The organism is Pectobacterium betavasculorum (assembly GCF_000749845.1).
In the GTDB taxonomy this organism is placed as follows: Bacteria; Pseudomonadota; Gammaproteobacteria; order Enterobacterales; family Enterobacteriaceae; genus Pectobacterium; species Pectobacterium betavasculorum.
In genome coordinates this window covers 770471-790398 of record NZ_JQHM01000001.1, presented here as the reverse complement: position 1 = coordinate 790398, position 19928 = coordinate 770471, and the positions used below count along the sequence as shown (strand labels likewise).

The window sequence follows — 19928 nt, the reverse complement described above, 5'->3', positions numbered from 1 at the left end:
AAATCGACGAATCATTACGCCGATTAAAGTAATAACTATGGCATTCACATTCATATCGTGAGGAGACGGGAGTCACAATGAACGCAATACAGTCCCGAAATAAACATGACATAAACCACAATTTTATTAATCTTTTCCAGCGCAAAGAAATTTAACACGAATAACGTGACGCACGATTTTACCCTTCAAACAATGTTATCTTTCTGATTACTCTGCGTGAAAATTATCCACTATATTCATTGCGACGACATTTCGCTCGCAACAACGTCGCGTATATCAAATGGATGAAACTTTATTGTCACTTTTCCATTGGTTACTGCCAGCGTCGGATTAGGAATGCGCTCTTTTTCTCCTTGCGGAGAACTGAATTTGAGCTTGATGCCTGGCGTTCGCAGTGCCTCATCAGACAAACAGGCCAGCGCACGCTGGTGCAGCGTTTCCGCATCACCAGACAGCACTAGTTCTACATGTTCCCATCCTTCGTGCAGATAATGCTTTTTCCCTGGCCACGGCAGCTCGATACAAGTCATCTGCCAGGGGCCGACGGATATTGCATTATCCAGTATAAATAGACAGATTGGACGACCATTGATTTGCTTTTCAGACAAAAGACTGCCAGCCTTTAGTAACGCCGCTTTCCATAATTCGGCCGTCGTATTCTGATGGCAACGCAGTGAGATATGATCAGCATGAAAGGTGCCCAAATCAAGCTGTAGCACACCAGCTAATGCCAGTAACTCTTGCTCAAAACGCGCTAAATCCGTTATTAAATCATTGGGTAACATATCGGGTAAAACTCCTTGCGGCATATCACTTTATTAATAACCATTGTCGCGGTGACAATATCACACTCATAACACATTCTAATTAAATTCTATTTTTCCCTATGTACATTTATTTACACCTTCGTTACGTGAAACGCATTAAATGTAAAGAAAGGCCAACAACACAGTTTGGTTAATAAACGTAAACCTTTTTACCCGACGTTAATCTGCGATACGTCTTGCAACTTATTCTGGGAGGAATCTTAAATCAGATTCGACCCATTGAACGCCGAAAAGAAAACGTATAAATTGAGGAAATAAATAATAACGCTGAGATATCATCATGGTTTTACTCATTATATCCATCGCGCTTATCGCTATTGCGGCGTACGCTATTTTTCGTCATTTTAAAACCAGAAACTCACATAGAATTGGTGCAAATAGTCGGTCAAAAAAACGTTAACATCGCGATTTGATTTATTTTTATTATACCTAAAATTGCCTTTTCCTTTTCGTGCTCTCCTAATCTATTTTTCATATCATCGCCCCTTTTTATCTCCTACCCTGCGGGTGTTTTTTCGCCTGAACATCTCTTTGCCTCCCCCTGTCTGCTGACGAGGAAAGGCAAATATGGTATAAGCAAGGCATAATTTTTTATTTAAGGTAAACCGGTGAATATTCAGGCTCTTCTCTCCGAAAAAGTCAGCCAGGCGTTAACCGCCGCGGGCGCGCCAGCAGACAGCGAAGCTCAGGTTCGTCAGTCAGCAAAAGCACAGTTTGGTGATTATCAGGCCAATGGCGTCATGGCCGTGGCAAAAAAACTGAGCATGCCGCCGCGACAATTGGCTGAAAAAGTCGTCCAGCTTTTAGCACTGGAAGGTATTGCGGAAAAAACAGAAATCGCAGGCCCGGGATTTATTAATATTTTTCTCGATAAGCAATGGGTTGCGAACCAGGTTGAGAATGCTCTGAATGCACCAAAACTGGGTTTAACGCCAGTTGCACCACAAACTATCGTGATTGACTACTCCGCTCCCAACGTCGCAAAGGAAATGCATGTCGGCCACCTGCGCTCAACCATTATTGGGGATGCCGCAGCCCGTACGCTGGAGTTTTTAGGTCACCATATTATTCGCGCTAACCACGTTGGCGATTGGGGTACGCAGTTCGGCATGCTGATTGCGTACCTTGAAAAAATGCAAAACGAAAGCGCCAACGAGATGGACCTGTCCGATCTTGAAGCGTTTTATCGTGAAGCAAAGAAACACTATGACGAAGATGCCGACTTCGCCGAGCGGGCCCGCGGTTATGTGGTGAAATTACAGGGTGGCGATGAATATTGCCGCCAGATGTGGCGCAAACTCGTCGATATCACCATGACGCAGAACCAGATCAACTATGAACGCCTTAATGTCACGCTGACCAAACAGGATGTCATGGGTGAAAGCCTGTATAACAACATGCTGCCGGGTATCGTTGCCGACCTGAAGGCAAAAGGTCTGGCGGTAGAAAGTGAAGGTGCAACGGTCGTTTTCCTTGATGAGTACAAAAATAAGGAAGGCGAACCGATGGGCGTCATCATCCAGAAAAAGGATGGCGGCTATCTCTACACCACAACAGATATCGCCTGTGCCAAATACCGTTATGAAACGCTGAACGCCGATCGCGTGCTTTACTACATCGACTCTCGTCAGCACCAACATTTGATGCAGGCCTGGACCATCGTGCGTAAAGCGGGTTACGTGCCTGATTCTGTCAGCCTGGAACACCATATGTTCGGCATGATGCTGGGCAAAGACGGTAAACCATTCAAAACACGTGCTGGCGGAACAATCAAACTGTCTGAACTGTTGGATGAAGCCTACGAGCGTGCACTGAAACTCATCGCCGAGAAAAATCCACAGATGGAAAGCGACGAGTTAGCTACGTTGGCGAAAGTGGTTTCTATCGGCGCGATTAAATACGCTGACCTGTCGAAGAGCCGTACCACGGACTACGTTTTTGATTGGGACAACATGCTGGCGTTTGAAGGCAACACCGCACCGTATATGCAATACGCCTACACCCGCGTTGCATCTATTTTCAAGCGTGCCGGAATACAGGAAGACAGCTTAACGCAGCCGATTATGCTAACTGATGAGCGCGAACTGGCGCTTGCTACGCGTCTGCTGCAATTTGAAGAAACCATCACCGCCGTCGCGCGCGAAGGCACACCGCATGTGATGTGCAGCTACCTGTACGATCTGGCAGGCCTGTTCTCTGGTTTTTACGAGCACTGCCCGATTCTCAATGCCGAAAGTGACGATGTGCGCCAGAGCCGCCTGAGACTGGCGCTGCTGACTGCGAAAACGTTGAAGCAAGGTCTGGATACGCTGGGCATCGAAACCGTCGAGAAGATGTAATTCTCCATCGACTGAAAACCTATTCGTCGATTGACAACAAAAACGCCATTGGTGCTGCCACCAATGGCGTTTTTTTATGACGGACATCCTTGTCCGTCACCCTGCGGGCCGTTGCTACGCAACGTTGAAAAACGTTCCAGACGTTTTTTTATTCAACAACGTTGTTACACGCTACGACGGGCGAAATCTCGGGGACGGAATCCTAACAGCGCCAGCGTGGCAAAATAGGCACCCGCGCCTGCGACGACCACCAGCAGCAAGCGCAGGATTCGCATCGTCATAGTGCCGTCATCCCATGCAGGCATCCACCACAATATACCCAGTAAAACCAGCGACATCACGACAACCGCAACCAGCAGGCGAACCAGAAAACCAATCCAACCCGGCTGTGGTTGGAAAATATCTTGTTTACGCAGTTGCCAATACAGCAGTCCTGCATTCAGGCAGGATGCCAGACCAATGGACAACGCCAGACCCGCATGTTGCAACGGTCCGATAAAGATCAGGTTCATAATTTGCGTCAGGATCAGCGTGACTATCGCTATTTTTACCGGCGTCTTGATATCCTGCCGGGAATAAAAGCCAGGAACTAACACTTTAACGACAATCAATCCCATCAACCCAACCGAGTAAGCAATCAGCGCTCGTTGGGTCATCAGCGCGTCAAAGGCGCTAAATTTACCGTACTGGAATAGCGACACCGTTAACGGTTGAGCCAAGATGCCTAATGCAACCGCACTCGGCAGCGCCAGCAGGAAACACAGGCGGAGCCCCCAATCCATCAGGCGGGAGTATTCGTCATTATTACCACTGGCAAAACTCTTCGCCAGCGACGGCAGTAGGATCGTCCCTAATGCCACGCCGAGAACACCGGAAGGAAACTCCATCAAACGGTCAGCGTAATACATCCATGACACCGCCCCTTCGCTGAGGAAGGACGCAAAAATAGTATTGATGATCAGCGAAATCTGGCTCACCGAGACACCTAAAACCGCGGGCCCCATCAGCTTCATGACCCGCCAGACGCTCGGATCACGCCATTTCAGGCGCGGCAACACCAGCATACCAATCTTTTTCAGATGCGGTAGCTGATAGCCAAGTTGCAGTACTCCCCCCACCAATACCGCCCACGCTAGCGCCATCACTGGAGGATTAAAATACGGTGCGGCAAACAGCGAGAAGCCAATCATGCTGACGTTAAGCAACGTCGGTGCAAAGGCTGGCACCGAAAAACGGTTCCAGGTGTTTAGCACCGACCCCACCATTGAGGTCAGTGAGATTAGTAGGATATAGGGAAACGTCACTCTCAATAGATTCGAGGTCAGCTCAAAACGCTCCGGCGTCGCGGCAAAACCGGGAGCAGTGACCATTATGACCCAAGGAGCCGCAACCATCCCCGCCACGGTGACCAATGCCAGAATCAGCGTCAGCATACCGGAAACATAAGCGAGGAATGTTCGCGTAGCCTCCTCGCCCTGCTGGCTTTTATATTCGGCCAAAATAGGCACAAAAGCCTGTGAAAATGCGCCTTCTGCGAAAATACGCCGGAGAAGATTGGGCAGTTTGAACGCGACAAAGAAAGCATCTGTCGCCATACCTGCACCAAAAATACGGGCGACGATAGCATCGCGCACAAATCCTAAAACGCGCGACAACATGGTCATGGAACTGACGGCAGCCAGTGATTTAAGTAAATTCATCTGATTATATTCTGAACGTTTCAGGCGCGATTATTAACCCGTTGGGGTCATCCTGATTGCGAGGTGCGACTAGTCTACGCATTGCACGTGTAATAGCTACCGGGCATTGTTATAACCGCTGAACTTTTCAGCTTTTTCCCAGCAATTTTCAATCATACACAGGGACAGTAACGCCTGGTTACCTGATGTTTCTGCTGGTTTCCGTTGTTCAATCGCTGCCATGAAATGATGCACAGCACCGACAAATCCGCGTCCCAACGTTCAGCCTGACTAAGAATGGGCAAATAGGCTTTCTGCGCGATAGATCCCAATCCAACGACACCGATACGAGGGCGTTGGATGGACACGGTAGGTTCTACAACGTTTTCCGCAGATGAAAACTGAGGTTTCATGGCTGATTTTCTCCCTGATACAGATTCTACTACGCTAACAGCGCAGCAAGCTGACGTTTGAGTTCAGCGACCTCTTTTTCTAACGCCTCAACTCGCTCAACCAGCGGATTTGAGTTTTCGTTTTCGCTTTCTCTTTCTTCTTCAGGAACCACAGCATCGCTAGCCTCACCGCTGAAAAGGTGCCGGTAGCGGCTTTCCCGTTTGCCCGCCTCCCGAGAGAGTCGCACAACAAATGGGCCATCGCCACGCTGTTGCAATTGTTCAAGAGTAGATTCAGCTTCTCCAACATCTGAAAATTGATACAAGCGAGCAGCACGGGTTCGTAATTCACCCGGCGTTTGTGGGCCACGTAGCAGAAGCGTCGTCACCAGCGCTACTTCCGCCGGAGAGAGCTTCAGGTCACCAAATTCAGAATTGCAAAAACGATGTTCGTACTTCACAACGCGGTTACCAAAGCCGCTGAGCGTGTGCAGGAAATGCTTCTTCACGAGCAAATCCAACGTTTGCTGTACCTCACTTTCGCTCAGTTCCATCACTGGTTCACGGTTGGTTTTCTGGTTGCAAGCCGTAGTGATGCCGTTTAACGACATAGGGTATTGATCCGGCGTAGTGATCTGTTTTTCCAGCATGCAGCCGATTACACGAGCTTCACGAGCATCCAATTGGTATTTCATCATTTTTCCTTAACGCGGAGACTTCCACTCGGCGTTGGTCAGCGCGGTTAATACATGATCCTGCCATTTGCCATCAATGAGCAGATAATCCTTTGCATAGCCTTCTCGTTCAAACCCCAAACGCGTCAATAAATTTCCACTGCGCTGGTTATGCGGCATATAGTTAGCCATGATGCGATGCATATGCTGCTGACGCTGCATATAGCGTAATGCTGGCTGCAAGGCTTCGTACATCAGCCCTTTCCCCTGCCATTTCTGACCGAGAGAGTAACCCAGATAGCAGGCATGGAACGATCCCCGCAGCACGTTGCTGAAATTCGCCACGCCACACACTTCGTTTTCATCCGGATCCAACAGGAGGAAGTAATAAGCACTGCCTTGCTTATGCATATCGTTAATCACGCTAAGTCGCGCCTGCCAGCCTGATGGATAGCAATGGCTCGCGTCTCTGACGGGTTCCCACGGTTTAAGGAAATCACGGTTTTCAGAATAGTATTCAGCCAGACGCCATGCATCGCGTTCGTGCGCCAGACGCACCACCAGCCTATCAGTTGTCAATTGCACTCTTGCTGGCGTTGAACGATAGCCAAACATTTTTCCCCCTACTCTCCATGTTATCGATAAGTAAAATTCATCGGCGCTGAAAAAGTGACTATTTCACACAAGCAGAAAATATCGGTATTCCCGATAATCCTTACTATAACCACATAAATTCAGAGACGTAAAATCCTCGTCGCCGAGTTATTGCGCAGTTGAATCATGAAAGCCATTTTTTCTCGCTGAAATGATACTCGGATAACGTTAAATCGATAAAAAAATATTATCCAACAATAGGCTATACCAAAGTCGAATTAGAGTACAAAATAGTCACGTCGGTTATTTTCTTCCTTTCTTCGTTGTGGTGAAACATGCCTCTGATGTCGCAAGCTCGGAGCTTGGGTAAATATTTTTTATTACTCGATAATATGCTGGTGGTTTTAGGGTTCTTCGTCGTTTTCCCCCTTATTTCCATTCGTTTTGTCGATCAACTCGGCTGGGCCGCCTTATTAGTCGGTATCGCATTGGGATTGCGTCAATTTATTCAGCAAGGTCTGGGTATTTTTGGCGGCGCTATTGCTGACCGTTTTGGCGCCAAGCCGATGATCATCACTGGGATGCTGCTGCGTGCCTCCGGTTTTGTTTTCATGGCGATTGCCGATGAACCCTGGCTGCTTTGGTTGTCCTGCGCATTGTCCGGGTTGGGTGGTACGCTATTTGATCCACCACGTACCGCGCTGGTGATCAAGCTGATCCGCCCACAAGAACGTGGACGTTTCTATTCCCTGCTGATGATGCAGGACAGCGCCGGTGCCGTTATTGGTGCCCTGCTCGGCAGTTGGCTGCTTCAGTACGATTTCGAGATTGTCTGCTGGGTTGGCGCGGTCATTTTCGTACTTGTAGCAGGGCTTAATGCCTGGCTGTTACCAGCCTACCGGATTTCGACGGTACGAACGCCAATTATGGAAGGGCTGACGCGCGTGATTCGCGACCGCCGTTTCCTGATGTACGTATTGACACTGACGGGCTACTACATGCTGGCCGTTCAGGTTTTGTTAATGCTACCCATTATGGTCAACGAAATCGCCGGAACGCCGTCTGCGGTGAAATGGATGTACGCCATTGAGGCGGCGCTATCGCTGACGCTGCTTTATCCTATCGCCCGCTGGAGCGAGAAACATTTCCGATTGGAACAGCGCCTGATGGCAGGGCTTTTTATCATGTCCGTCAGCATGTTTCCAATTGGGATGGCGACAGAGCTTCAGCCGCTGCTGATGCTTATCAGCCTGTTTTACATAGGTTCGATTATCGCTGAGCCTGCACGTGAAACGTTGAGCGCCTCGCTGGCAGATTCCAGAGCCAGAGGCAGCTATATGGGCTTCAGCCGACTTGGGCTGGCACTCGGTGGGGCGATTGGCTACAGCGGCGGCGGCTGGTTATTTGATACCGGACACGCATTGAATCAGCCGGAACTGCCGTGGTTCATGCTCGGTACCATCGGGTTCCTGACGTTAGCCGCGCTGTATTGGCAGTTCAATCAACGCCGCATCGAACCTGCGATGCTGGGTGGTCATTAGTCTAAATTTTACCGACGAGTTTGATCTCGTCGGTAAAGCCCTTCTATACTTTCCTAATACATTCAAACAATTGTTTCCTCGCGAGCCCTCTCGCACACTCGATTAACCTTTCGTGGCCGTACCGCGGCCTTTGTCTATACCTTGTAATTTAGGAGACGACGTATGAAGCTCTACATTTACGATCACTGTCCCTACTGCGTTAAAGCGCGCATGATCTTTGGTCTGAAAAATCTCCCTGTCGAACTGCAAATATTGGCGAACGATGACGCTGCAACGCCAGAGCGACTGATTGGCCAAAAGATGGTGCCCATTCTGCAAAAAGATGACGGCAGCTACATGCCAGAAAGCATGGACATCGTTCATTTCATCGATAATTACGACCGCAAGCCGCTGCTGACAGGGTCAACCAATCCAGCAATCGCTACCTGGCTACGTAAAGTTACCGAATACACGCCACGTCTGATTATCCCCCGCTTTGCTCAGGCGGCCTTTGAAGAGTTTGCCTCCGCTTCCGCACGGCAATATTTTGTGAATAAGAAGGAAGCTCAGCTAGGCAATTTTGCTGACCATCTAAGCCATTCTCAGGGGCTGATTAAGAAACTGAACAATGACTTACAGGCTCTTGATCCGCTGATTGTTCAGCCGAATGCCTGTAACGGTGTGCTATCAACAGATGACATCGAGCTCTTCCCGTTACTCCGTTCTTTGTCTATCGTTGCAGGCATTACGCCGCCTTCTCGTGTTGCAGACTATCGGGATAATATGGCGAAGCAAACTCAGGTAACGCTACTCAGCAGTCTGGCAATCTAACCGCTCAGTTGTACTCCGCCGCTTCGTTTTGAAGCGGCGTTATCGGCCATTTCGGTGCTATCCTATTGTTTACCCTGGGCATCAGGCGCACGCTGCCCAAGCGAAATCATGGTGATTTTTCGCATGAATAGACCGCCAGATAGATAAATTGTGCGCGTAACAACGAGTATTAAGAGGTCAAAATAATGAAAAAATCAGGATGGATGGCAGTAGCCGCAGTGCTACTGGCCTTTACACTCAGCGGCTGCAATAAACTTACGCAATACACGCTCAGTGAGCAGGAAGTGAATGAGTACCTGCAAAAGCACAATGATTATCAGAAACAGCTAGGCGTACCCGGCGTAGTCGATGCGAATATCGTGTTGACCGAACTCTCCAGTCAGATTGGCCGTGCAGAACCCGGTAAAATCACACTCGCAGGCAATGCGAAGGTCGATATTTCGTCCCTGTTGGGCAATCAGGCTGCTGATATGAAACTTACGCTGAAAGCACAGCCAGTCTTTGATAAAGCTCAGGGGGCGATTTATCTGAAAGATATGGAACTGGTTGATTACACCGTACAGCCGGAAAAAATGCAGACGGTAATGAAAACACTAAGCCCTTACCTCAATCAATCACTGAAAAGCTATTTTGACCAAAAACCCGCTTATGTGTTGAATGCCGATAAGAGCACAACAGAATCAATGGCGAAGAAAATGGCAAAAGGCATAGAAATCAAACCCGGCCAGATTGTTATCCTGTTTACTGACTAACGCTCACTCGCCGATAGCATACACAATGTTTGCTATCGGCTTTGTTCACTATCGGCATAGCAGGCCTGGCGTATTACTCTTCGGCTTCAGACTCGTCTTCGTCATCCTCTTCGCTCTCACCCAGTTCATCTCGCATGGCTTCCAGGGCTTCGCGACACACTATCGCCAGTGTGCGGTAAAATGCCGTAGTGGCGTGACTTTCTACTTTCCCGAGGAAACGATCGCTCCACGGTAATAGATATTCATCGAACAGGGTAATCTGCGCAGCCGTTTCGTCTTGTTGTGCCTGATCTTCCAGCCATGACGCCGCGAGCAGCAAACTACCAAAATGACCGACTGCACCGTCATTGAATGGCATGCCGCGCTGTTGCAGAAAGGTACGGATTTCTGCGTCATCAGCATCGTTTTCATAGGACGAACGCAGCGGCGAAACTGAGCCATTCTCACTATCAAAAAGCGCCTGATAATCCGCAGCCATCGCGGATAAATCCAGCCCCTTTTGCAAACGGGCTAGCAAAGCATCCTGATCCAACGGCCAGTGCTGCGCCAATTTCCCTTCTTTAATCAGCGTGAACAGCGGTGTCAGCAAAGGATCCTGCGGCTGGCGATAAAACAGCGTACCCAATAGACGGCACACAATAGAAAACTCGTTCATTCATTACCTATTTATTTTTAAGGGGTGATGTTTTCAAGTGACAATATCTTTAAGTGACGCGGTCACAAATCAGCAAGTTCAGCGATAGCAGGCATTCCACGCTGTTCGAGGAAATCCAACACGCGCCGAGGGCTTACGTTTAATACCCGATCTTGTGGGAAATTCACATCCCGCAAAATACGTTCACAGTGAGTAAAGTCTCCCAGAGAAAACGCAATATGGGAATCAGAACCTAAAGAAAGTAGCCCACCGGCGTCACGAACAGCTTCAGCAATCGCTCGACAGTTTGGTTCACTTCCTTTGCGTGAATGCATAAAAGAGGAGTTATTCAGCTCCAGTGCAACGTTGTATTCCGCCGCAGCTTCAGCAATCGCGCGGATATCGACGGGAAACTTGGGATTACCGGGGTGGCTAATGATATGTGCATCCCCACGCGCCATGGTCGCGATCATCGCCGCAGTATGTATTTCTTTATCCTGCGGTGGAAAAACCGGCTCGTGAAAGCCTGCAATAATCACATCGACCTGATCCAACATGGGGCCAGTGCAATCGATATCACCGTCGATGTTTTTGATATTCGCTTCGATACCGCGCAGGATACCGACGCCATCAACCAGACGCGGCCAAACCCTCATATTCATAAAATGCCAGTAATGCGGCGCATCCGCCATATCCGGGCCATGATCGGTAATAGCAAACAGGCGGATATTCTTCTGCTGTGCTTCAGCGATGTAATCATGCAAGGTACTGTAAGCGTGGGTACTGGCAACGGTGTGCATATGTAAATCGACGGGATACATAGGTTCTCCTGAGTCAATGTTTGCAAGTCAGCATACCATTTCCAGGGATATTCCGCAGCCAGCGAGCGAATCAACAACACATGGCTAACAAAAATGAAACATTACGCTTCAGCTCAATGCAGGGAATGAACCAAGGCGAGAGCAAAATGGTGAGCAAAGCAACAAATTGCGTTAACTTTAGCTAATTGAACGCGAGTGATGCAGAAGTTTGTTGACGCTGTTCGGCAATTTACCTACATTAGCGCCGTCCGCTGGCAAGACAGACAGCGAGGCCACGGTGAGGTGTCCGAGAGGCTGAAGGAGCACGCCTGGAAAGTGTGTATACGTGAAAACGTATCAAGGGTTCGAATCCCTTCCTCACCGCCATATAAAAGAAAACGCCCTTGACGCAAGTTAAGGGCGTTTTCTTTTAGGGTGATGGAACGGATGAGAAGCTTTGACAGGGTTCGACAAAACGACAGGACTGGCGTTTTGGAGCGCCAACGGCGGCCCGAAGGGCGAGCGGCAGGACGCCGCGAGTCAATCCCAGTATACTCATCCACCTGACGCAAGTCAGGGGCGTTTTCTTTTAGGGTGATGGAGCAGGTGAAAAATATCGGCAGAGTCCGATCAGACCCCAGAACTCTGCCTTTTTTCTCCAGCTATCTTGCATCTAGCGCCAGATAGCTGCCCGCCGACTCATCGACGCGGAACTGTTCAACGGTACGTGACAGTTCTTGAGCCTGTTCATTCAGCGAGTGTGCCGCAGCCAGTGCTTCTTCAACCAATGCCGCGTTCTGCTCGGTACTCTGATCCATCTGCGATATCGCGAGGTTAACCTGTTCAATGCCCGAGCGTTGTTCTGCACTCGCGATGCTGATCTCACCCATCATAGACGTTACGCGATGCACGCTTTCAACCACTTCATTCATCGTATCGCCAGCCTGCTTCACGAAATCCGTGCCTTCTCCAACCTTGGCAACAGAGTCATCAATCAAACCTTTGATTTCCTTGGCAGCGGATGCCGAACGCTGTGCCAACGTGCGCACCTCACTCGCGACCACGGCGAAGCCACGCCCTTGTTCACCAGCACGCGCAGCCTCCACCGCCGCATTCAGCGCCAGGATGTTCGTCTGGAAAGCAATGCTATCGATAACACCGATAATATCTACAATTTTGCGAGATGATGAACTGATGGAATCCATCGTCACGACGACCCGACTCACAACGTCACCGCCGCGCACCGCTACGTCCGATGCCGACACCGCGAGTTCATTTGCATAGCGGGCGTTATCCGCATTCTGTTTCACCGCTGCGGTTAGCTGTTCCATCGCCGATGCTGTCTGCTCTAATGCGCTGGCCTGCGATTCAGTACGGGCAGACAAATCGCCGTTACCCGATGCGATCTGCGTCGAAGCCGTAGCAATCGAGTTAGTACTGCTGCGGACCTGATTAACCAAATGCGACAGGTTATCGCGCATCGCACGGATAGCGTAAAGAATACTGGTTTGATCGCCCGGCGTCGTTTCAACCTCAACACGTAAATTGCCTTCCGCGATTTCGCGTACAACATCAACGGCGTATTGCGGTTCTCCGCCAAGCTGGCGCATCAGCGTGCGCAACATATTCCATGCAAACGCAGAAATAATTAACAGCAGAACCAGTCCTAAAGACAGTAAGATCAGCGCATTGCGCCAGAACGTCTGCTGAATATCGTCAATGTAATCACCATAGCCAATTGTCCAGTCCCAAGGCTCGAATTTAATAACGGCGTAAAGCTTCTCAACCTTATTTTGCTGCCCTGGACGCGTCCCTTCCGCAATCACGGTACCAATCGTATTGCCTTGAAGCGAAGCTCGGTAGCGTTCTCCAGCTTCTTTACCACCATTCGCATCGACGATACCAATACGCTTAGGATTAGGGTGCACATAGTTCACGTCATTCGTATAGCCACGCACGAAGAAATAGCGATCGCCCTGATGGAAACTCCCGATCGTGCGTCTGGCCTCTTTCTCTGCTTCGTCGCGCGACAGTTGGCCACTTTTCTCCAACTCGTACGCTTTCTGCGCCGCCGAATGAGCCAGTTCAACCAGCGTAGAAAGCTGGCCGGTGCGTTCACTCATCATCGCGTTATAGAGTGTGTTCAGTGCTACCGCAGATAAAATTAGCATCCCTAGCAAGGTCGTACCGCATAGCAGTGCAATTCTGGTTCGTAATTTCACTATATTCTTCTCTCTACTCTCTAACTCTTTCAGAAAATTCCGAATAAAAAAATTACACTACATTGCCAGCTTGAGCCATACCATTCAGGTAGTAATGATAGATTTTTTAACAATAAATAATGAACAATCATCCTATTCGCTCAATTTAAAGGCAACAATGCGCAATAACGACGAGGAAATGGCCATAAATGGTCGGAATCGAAATAAATACGTAAATGAGATTACAGAAATAACAAAGCCTCGAATCGCTATCCGAGGCACATGCATTTGTTAATCGTGTTTGTTGATCGTATCTGTCGTTGAGCTCTGTGTCGGTTGAACAGAGAAAAGTAGGATCAGGGCATTTGGCCCCTAAAAACATTCACCCTTGAAAACAAAAGCCTCCGCAAAAGCGGAGGCATTCCCTCTAATGACAAGGCGCGCTAAGCGGTAACAGCCCTGTCCTCCATGGCTTTTCGCCAGCCTCCCAACCAGTAAGACCGGGCATTAATTGATTGATAAGGACAAAATTCCTTTGGTCTACCGACAATACCAGCTTGATAACCACGTGAATGAGCCCGTTCAAGGCGATCGCGTTTCTGTCTCTTCATGCCTTATTTCCCTCATTATTTATCTGGTGGAAAGAAAACAATGATTACTTTACAAGCAATCACAGACTATCAATACCGATTCTGCCGCCAAAGGTCAAGGCGCAAAATTCACGCCAGTGTCATATTTGTGATCAAAAATAGGAATTTTCCCCACCACGGCATGAAAAAACCTAACCAATTGAAAACAATAAAAAACCTCTAAAAGTGCAATGCAGTCACTGCATTACATCTTTAGAGGTCAGATTTTTAGCAACGTGATCTTAAACGTCGGCATTTCTGCCAAACCACATCAGGTAATACTAAACATTGGTAACACTTAGTTAAGCGTACTGGCCTGCTGAGCAATCGACTGAGAAACCTGCTGCCAGCCTTGCGCCAATGTTCTTACCAACGTGTCATAGCCATCTTCCGTTTGCGGCAGCAACACGCTGAAAGGACGTTTAAGTACTTTTCCCTGATAGGTCAGCATCCATTCTCCACGTACCACAACATTGCCATCATAACGACCGTGAAAGCCTGTGACAGAAACGTTCAGCACCGCCTGCTCGCTTCCCTGTGGTTGCGTGGTCACGACCCAACCGGGCAGCTTATGCCCTAGATTAGCCACCAGCGCCTGCTGCAATTGCTGATCCAACGGGCTGGCCCACAGGTTATTACTGGCAATAACATACTGCACGTCGTTAGTCTGATAGACCAACCCTGTATTAACGAGATAATCCGCCACGCTGACATGCTCAACCCATAGCGGACGCCCCTGTGACACCGCAGTTTGCGTCGTGCTGGTATCCGCCATTACCGGTAGCTGATAGTACGTTTTCTGCGTATTACTACTGCTGCTACAGGCACTCAATACCAGCACCAGAGCTAGCGTCCATACTTTCATCATCATTTTGCCCTCTTCGGCTGAGGATCTTGACTACCAGAGGCCTCAAACACCAACGCATTACTTTTCTCATTCAGGGTTCGCAGCACTGGCTGTAGTTCCCGCAAGACCTGATCCAACCGCTGCATATCCGCCACCATCTTATTATATGCCGGTGAGCCGGGCTGGAAGCCTTTCATACTCCGATTCAGCTCAAGCAACGTTTTTTGCATATCTTCCGGTAGGTTCTGCATCGCTTTGCTGGAGGTCAGTTTATTCAACGTCGCCAGCGTTTTTTGCATTTCGCGCAGCGTCGCCTGGCTTTCCGTCAGCGTCTTCGTTGCTTCATTAACCATCGGGTTCAGCGGCAGGTTATTCACCTTATCCAACACCGCCATCAGCTTCTGCTGAATCTGTGACAGGCCACCGTCAATGGTAGGCAGAATCGGGTAGCCATCCAGAACCAGTAGCTTTTTATCCACTTTCTCTTTTGGATAAAAATCGAAATCAACATAGAGCGCGCCCGTCAGGAGGTTAGCCGACTTCATTGAGGCGCGTAGCCCCAGCGATTGGGCCTGCTTAAGATGCTGCTCAAAGTCGAACGAGCCACCAATTTTCTTCTCGAACCGATCGGGTTCAATACGAATCAGCACCGGAATGCGATAATCATCATCCAGTTCCTGCTTCATATTTTTCGGGAAAAATGGCGCTTCGGCAACCGTACCCAACCGAATACCGCGGAATTCAACCGGTGCCCCAGCCTGTAAACCACGGATCGATTCGCTAAAGAACAGCAGATACTCTTTATATTCGGTGTACAGCGAGTCCTGAATGCTGCGCGGGCTATCAAAGAGTCGATACTCCGCCATGGCTTTAGCCGCATCACCCAGTTCCCATCCAGCCGGGACATCAAAGCTGACGCCACCGCTGAATAGCGTGGTCAGCGAGCCCATTTCGACACGCATGCCTTGTGCCGACATATCGAACGCAACGCCGCTGTCTTTCCAAAAACGGACGTTATTGGTGACTAAGCCGTCATACGGAGCCGAGATAAACAGCTGATAGCGCATCTTGCGCGCTTTCGGATCGAACTCACTGGTTTCCACCGATCCCACACGATAGCCACGGAACAAAACTGGGTCACCCGCATTCAGCTGTCCGGACTGATCGCTGTCAAGTATCACCCTGATGCCTTTCGCATCCGGTGAAGCCAGCGGCGGCGCATCCAGAAGAGTAAACTCTCGCTTCTCATCCTTATTCGCGCCGGGTTGCAGTTCGATGTAGGCACCGGATAACAACGTACCCAGACCGGAAACCCCTTCCCGACCGATTTGTGGTTTCACCACCCAGAAAGCGGAATCCTGCTTTATCAGCTTATCCATTCCGTCATGCAGGCGGGCTTTGATTTCCACCTGATGAAGATCGTCGCTCAGCACAACGCTCTCGACCACACCAACATCAACGCTGCGGCTTTTGATCGCGGTTTTTCCCGCTTCAATCCCTTCGGCGTTGCTGGTAATCAGCGTAATTTGCGGCCCTTGGTGGCTGAAATGATAAAACAGTATCCAGGCACCGATCAGCACCGTGACAATCGGTACAATCCAGACCGGCGACCAGCGTTTAATTGTTTCTACATCCGCAACGGCATGATTATCTTTCGCCAACGGAAGACTCCTTATGAAGAACATCATCGCGACGATCCCATAACAAACGGGGATCAAACATCATCGCGGCAAACATGGTCAGAATCACCACGGCCGCGAACAGTACCGCCCCAATGGCGGGATAAATACTCATCAGACGACCAATGCGCACCATCGCAGACAACACGGCAATAACGAATACATCAATCATTGACCAACGCCCAACAAACTCAACCATCTCATAGATGACATGCATCCGCTCACTGTCTTCCGTTTTTTTTGTTTTGCCATTGGCCTGCCAGCACAGCCAGCCTAGCGCCAGCATTTTTAGCGTTGGCACCATCACGCTGGCAACAAAAATCACCATGGCGACAGGATAGGACCCCATTCCCCACAGCAGAATGACACCCGACATGATCGTCGATCCCATACGATCGCCAAAGGCTTCGGTCACCATAATCGGCATCAGATTCGAGGGGATATACAGCATCACAGAGGTGATCAGCAGCGCCAGCGTCCATTGCAGACTATGTTTCTTACGGGCGTGTCCACGTGAGTGACAGCGTGGGCATAGTAACTGGTTGGCTGGCAGAATCGCGGTGCAACATGAGCACGAACGCAACCCTTGCGATAGCCCGCTTTTCCCCAAAACCGGTGGGGCAGATAATACAGGCGGCACCACAATGTCGTTCCACAACCAGCGCCGATCGAGACTTTGAAAAGCGAGCAGTTGTAACAGACAGAATAGAACAAAAGGTATAAAGCTGGTGCCGATACCAATATCACCATAGGCCATGAGTTTGACAAAGCTGACCAACACACCTGCCAGAAAAATTTCTGCCATGCCCCAACTTTTAAGATGAAACAACATCTTGCCCATGCCTTTTTTCAGTGCCAACGGCAGTGATGCATGCAGGCAAAGCAGAATGAGCGTCGCCATACTGAACGCTGGAACTAATTGAACAAAAAGCATAAACAGTGTCGCGACGCTGGCGTAGTTTTCCGCCACCATCACCTTAGGAATCTGTATCAGGGTAATTTCGCTGGTGATACCCGCTACGCGCATAGAAACAAAGGGGAAAAGGTTTGCCAGCAATAGCATGAACAATGCGCTTACCGCGTAGCCAACTGGTCGTTTACGCGGCTCAGTCTGGCGGCTGGTTAGCGCCGTTTTGCAGCGAGGACAGGTTGCCTTCTGCCCGTGAGCTAATGCAGGTAGCTCTACCAGCAGGTCACACTGCGGGCAAAGCATATAGTCATCATGGTGATGATGTTCGTGTTCAAGACCATGCTCATATTGATGGTCATGCTCACATTGAAGATTACAGTCATGCCGATCGTGATGGGAACACACGCGCCCTCTCCTCCAAACTCGTCGGCTTCTGACCGAAAGTCTCGCCACCAATACCATTGAGGCTACTAGTAAAGTTCATCGTACGGTGATAATGGGTAGATCGTAAAGACGCGGTGAATACGTCCCTGTACGCTCGGATTGCGCGGATATGAATCTCATCCCTGAGATTCACCCTTTTAGGGCCGTCGCTAGCAACGTTCAAAAACGTTCCTGACGTTTTTGTCCATGGCGCAAACGCTTTACTCTTCTATCCCATTATCACCGTTCTCACTCAGCGGATAAGATTGTCAACAACCTGAACTAATTAGCCGTTTTTCTGTGCTTCCAGCTCTTCCCAACGGGCGAAACAGATTTCGAGTGCACTTTCTGTTTCCGCCAGCGCGGTCAATACCTGCTGCGTTTCGTCATGTGGGCGGCTAAAGAAATTGGCGTCATTCATTTGCACTTGCAACAACTCAATTTCCTGCTCCAGTTGCTCAATACGCAACGGTAGCTGCTCTAATTCGCGCTGAAGGTTATAACTTAATTTCGCGACATTTCGTTTAGCGGACGGTGCGGTGTTCGCTGTCGTCACCGGAGCGGTGACTGCCGGAGCAGCCGTCGTTCGCAGTGGCGTTGTCGTTGCACGCTGCTGTTGCGCATCGAAATATCCACCGACGAAGCGGGAAATCTTGCCATCGCCTTCAAAGATCCAGCATTCGGTGACCGAGTTATCGACGAACTGACGATCGTGGCTGACCAGCAGAACGGTTCCCTGATAGCTTTCGATCAACTCTTCCAGCAATTCGAGCGTTTCCACATCCAGATCGTTGGTCGGTTCGTCAAGAATCAACAGGTTGCTAGGCTTGAGGAACAAGCGTGCAAGCAGCAGACGGTTACGTTCTCCACCTGATAACGCTTTTACTGGTGTCATCGCACGTTTTGGATGGAACAGGAAGTCCTGTAAGTAGCCCAACACGTGACGTGAACGACCGTTGACCATCACTTCCTGCTTGCCTTCCGCCAGGTTGTCCATCACTGTACGTTCAGGATCAAGTTCAGCACGGTGCTGATCGAAATAGGCAACTTCCAGCTTCGTGCCACAGTGCACACGTCCGCTGACAGGTTCCAATCCACCCAACATCAATTTTAGCAGCGTGGTTTTACCGCAGCCATTCGGTCCTACCAGCGCAATCTTGTCGCCGCGCTGTACCTGAGCAGAGAAATTGCGTGTTAGCACTTTATTGTCAATCTGGTAGCTAACATCTTCCAACTCAAACACAATCTTGCCGGAGCGAGCTGCCTCTTCAACCTGCATTTTCGCCGAACCCATGACCTCACGACGCTGAGCACGATCCTGACGCATTGCCTTCAATGCCCGCACGCGGCCTTCATTACGGGTACGACGAGCCTTGATGCCCTGACGGATCCACACTTCTTCCTGCGCCAATTTGCGATCGAACTCCGCATTTTGCAGATCTTCAACCCGCAGCGCTTCTTCTTTCCCTTCCAGATATTTTTCGTAGTTACCCGGCCAGGAAACCAGTTTACCGCGGTCGAGGTCGACAATGCGGGTCGCCATATTGCGAATAAATGAACGGTCATGGGAGATAAAGACAATGCTGCCCTGGAACGTTTTCAAGAAGGTTTCCAGCCAGTCAATCGTCTCAATATCCAGATGGTTAGTCGGTTCATCCAGCAGCAGCACGCGCGGTGAGCTCACTAGCGCTCTGCCGAGTGCGGCTTTACGCAACCAGCCGCCGGAGAGCGATGCCAATGGCGCATCAGCAGACAGGCCAAGCTGTTCCAGCACTTCATGGATACGGCTTTCCAGTTGCCACAGCCCCTGATGCTCCAGAATGTCCTGCAACTTAGCCAACTGATTCAGGTTCTTTTCGCTTGGATCACTTTCTACCAGGCGCAGCATGGCGTGATAGTTTTTCAGATGATCCGCCTGCGCGGCGACCCCTTCAGCAACAAAATCAAAGACACTACCAGCAACGTCACGCGGTGGATCCTGTTGCAGACGCGCGACAATCAGATCCTGTTCATAGGTGATGCGACCATCATCCAACGGAATTTCTTTGGCCAGAATTTTCAGCAGGGTCGATTTGCCCGCACCGTTGCGGCCAACCAGACAAACACGTTCATTCTCTTCGATATGGAGTTCGGTGTTATCCAACAGCGGCGCATCGCTAAATGACAGCCATGCACCTGAAACACTAATTAAAGACAT

The 19928-nt window shown here is 49.7% G+C and carries 16 protein-coding genes, 1 tRNA gene and 1 pseudogene; 5 read left to right on the top strand and 13 right to left on the bottom strand.

All coding sequences use genetic code 11. The features are described from left to right. Window positions 1-236: 236 nt before the first annotated feature. A complete protein-coding gene (locus KP22_RS03505; RefSeq protein ID WP_039322403.1) occupies window positions 237-785 on the bottom strand; it encodes a VOC family protein in 549 nt (182 codons plus the stop codon). Between the two features lie 650 nt (window positions 786-1435). Here KP22_RS03505 and argS point away from each other — a divergent pair. Next, entirely contained in the window at window positions 1436-3166 is a 1731-nt protein-coding gene (argS, locus tag KP22_RS03500; RefSeq protein WP_039300482.1) for an arginine--tRNA ligase, read from the top strand. Window positions 3167-3330: 164 nt separating this feature from the next. Here argS and murJ read toward each other — a convergent pair whose 3' ends face one another. From murJ to rimJ, 4 genes and pseudogenes are all read right to left on the bottom strand, one after another. After that, window positions 3331-4866 carry a murein biosynthesis integral membrane protein MurJ gene (gene murJ / locus KP22_RS03495; protein WP_039300485.1) on the bottom strand — a complete coding sequence of 512 codons (1536 nt, stop codon included), beginning with the start codon at window positions 4864-4866 and terminating at the stop codon, window positions 3331-3333. Window positions 4867-5120: 254 nt separating this feature from the next. Then, window positions 5121-5258, bottom strand: a pseudogene (locus KP22_RS22605) (gfo/Idh/MocA family oxidoreductase); the annotation flags it as partial. A gap of 29 nt (window positions 5259-5287) precedes the next feature. Beyond that, window positions 5288-5932 (bottom strand): YceH family protein, encoded by a 645-nt coding sequence (locus KP22_RS03485; protein WP_039322400.1) that lies wholly within the window; start codon window positions 5930-5932, stop codon window positions 5288-5290. Between the two features lie 9 nt (window positions 5933-5941). Continuing rightward, entirely contained in the window at window positions 5942-6526 is a 585-nt protein-coding gene (gene rimJ / locus KP22_RS03480; RefSeq protein ID WP_039300494.1) for a ribosomal protein S5-alanine N-acetyltransferase, read from the bottom strand. Between the two features lie 314 nt (window positions 6527-6840). Here rimJ and mdtH point away from each other — a divergent pair, with 314 nt between their 5' ends. From mdtH to KP22_RS03465, 3 genes are all read left to right on the top strand, one after another. Continuing rightward, a complete protein-coding gene (mdtH, locus tag KP22_RS03475; RefSeq protein ID WP_039300497.1) occupies window positions 6841-8046 on the top strand; it encodes a multidrug efflux MFS transporter MdtH in 1206 nt (401 codons plus the stop codon). Between the two features lie 162 nt (window positions 8047-8208). Next, complete coding sequence (gene grxB / locus KP22_RS03470; RefSeq protein ID WP_039300500.1) at window positions 8209-8856, top strand: glutaredoxin 2; 648 nt, start codon at window positions 8209-8211, stop codon at window positions 8854-8856. A 185-nt stretch (window positions 8857-9041) separates the two neighbouring features. Continuing rightward, window positions 9042-9608, top strand: a complete 567-nt coding sequence (locus KP22_RS03465; protein WP_039322394.1) for a lipoprotein — start codon at window positions 9042-9044, stop codon at window positions 9606-9608. A gap of 73 nt (window positions 9609-9681) precedes the next feature. Here the strand turns inward: KP22_RS03465 and KP22_RS03460 are convergent, their stop codons facing one another. Further along, window positions 9682-10263, bottom strand: a complete 582-nt coding sequence (locus KP22_RS03460; RefSeq protein ID WP_039322391.1) for a TorD/DmsD family molecular chaperone — start codon at window positions 10261-10263, stop codon at window positions 9682-9684. 62 nt (window positions 10264-10325) lie between these two features. Beyond that, the gene (locus KP22_RS03455; RefSeq protein ID WP_039300506.1) at window positions 10326-11063 is read right to left on the bottom strand and encodes a phosphatase; all 738 of its coding nucleotides are present in this window, start codon (window positions 11061-11063) and stop codon (window positions 10326-10328) included. A 276-nt stretch (window positions 11064-11339) separates the two neighbouring features. Between KP22_RS03455 and KP22_RS03450 the strand changes: the two genes are divergently transcribed. After that, window positions 11340-11429: transfer RNA gene (locus KP22_RS03450), tRNA-Ser, on the top strand. 275 nt (window positions 11430-11704) lie between these two features. Here KP22_RS03450 and KP22_RS03445 read toward each other — a convergent pair. From KP22_RS03445 to KP22_RS03425, 6 genes are all read right to left on the bottom strand, one after another. Then, on the bottom strand, window positions 11705-13264 hold the full coding sequence (locus KP22_RS03445; RefSeq protein ID WP_039300509.1) for a methyl-accepting chemotaxis protein: 1560 nt from the start codon (window positions 13262-13264) through the stop codon (window positions 11705-11707). Between the two features lie 422 nt (window positions 13265-13686). Then, complete coding sequence (rmf, locus tag KP22_RS21465) at window positions 13687-13854, bottom strand: ribosome modulation factor (RefSeq protein WP_010276992.1); 168 nt, start codon at window positions 13852-13854, stop codon at window positions 13687-13689. 316 nt (window positions 13855-14170) lie between these two features. Beyond that, window positions 14171-14740: a membrane integrity-associated transporter subunit PqiC gene (pqiC, locus tag KP22_RS03440; protein WP_039301101.1), complete on the bottom strand. Its 570-nt coding sequence runs from the start codon at window positions 14738-14740 to the stop codon at window positions 14171-14173. Beyond that, entirely contained in the window at window positions 14740-16407 is a 1668-nt protein-coding gene (pqiB, locus tag KP22_RS03435) for an intermembrane transport protein PqiB (protein WP_414625924.1), read from the bottom strand. Before pqiB ends, pqiC begins: the two co-directional genes overlap by 1 nt. Continuing rightward, entirely contained in the window at window positions 16367-17713 is a 1347-nt protein-coding gene (pqiA, locus tag KP22_RS03430; protein ID WP_072012530.1) for a membrane integrity-associated transporter subunit PqiA, read from the bottom strand. Before pqiA ends, pqiB begins: the two co-directional genes overlap by 41 nt. Before the next feature lie 304 nt (window positions 17714-18017). Further along, on the bottom strand, window positions 18018-19928 hold the full coding sequence (locus KP22_RS03425; RefSeq protein ID WP_039322388.1) for an ABC transporter ATP-binding protein: 1911 nt from the start codon (window positions 19926-19928) through the stop codon (window positions 18018-18020).

Excerpts from the sequence above, each read along its gene's own strand:
- KP22_RS03505 (WP_039322403.1), bottom strand. The coding sequence starts at position 785 with ATGTTACCCAATGATTTAATAACGGATTTAGCGCGTTTTGAGCAAGAG.
- murJ (WP_039300485.1), bottom strand. The coding sequence starts at position 4,866 with ATGAATTTACTTAAATCACTGGCTGCCGTCAGTTCCATGACCATGTTG.
- KP22_RS03485 (WP_039322400.1), bottom strand. The coding sequence starts at position 5,932 with ATGAAATACCAATTGGATGCTCGTGAAGCTCGTGTAATCGGCTGCATG.
- rimJ (WP_039300494.1), bottom strand. The coding sequence starts at position 6,526 with ATGTTTGGCTATCGTTCAACGCCAGCAAGAGTGCAATTGACAACTGAT.
- mdtH (WP_039300497.1), top strand. The coding sequence starts at position 6,841 with ATGCCTCTGATGTCGCAAGCTCGGAGCTTGGGTAAATATTTTTTATTA.
- grxB (WP_039300500.1), top strand. The coding sequence starts at position 8,209 with ATGAAGCTCTACATTTACGATCACTGTCCCTACTGCGTTAAAGCGCGC.
- KP22_RS03465 (WP_039322394.1), top strand. The coding sequence starts at position 9,042 with ATGAAAAAATCAGGATGGATGGCAGTAGCCGCAGTGCTACTGGCCTTT.
- KP22_RS03460 (WP_039322391.1), bottom strand. The coding sequence starts at position 10,263 with ATGAACGAGTTTTCTATTGTGTGCCGTCTATTGGGTACGCTGTTTTAT.
- KP22_RS03455 (WP_039300506.1), bottom strand. The coding sequence starts at position 11,063 with ATGTATCCCGTCGATTTACATATGCACACCGTTGCCAGTACCCACGCT.
- rmf (WP_010276992.1), bottom strand. The coding sequence starts at position 13,854 with ATGAAGAGACAGAAACGCGATCGCCTTGAACGGGCTCATTCACGTGGT.
- pqiC (WP_039301101.1), bottom strand. The coding sequence starts at position 14,740 with ATGATGAAAGTATGGACGCTAGCTCTGGTGCTGGTATTGAGTGCCTGT.
- pqiB (WP_414625924.1), bottom strand. The coding sequence starts at position 16,407 with ATGATGTTCTTCATAAGGAGTCTTCCGTTGGCGAAAGATAATCATGCC.
- KP22_RS03425 (WP_039322388.1), bottom strand. The coding sequence starts at position 19,928 with ATGTCTTTAATTAGTGTTTCAGGTGCATGGCTGTCATTTAGCGATGCG.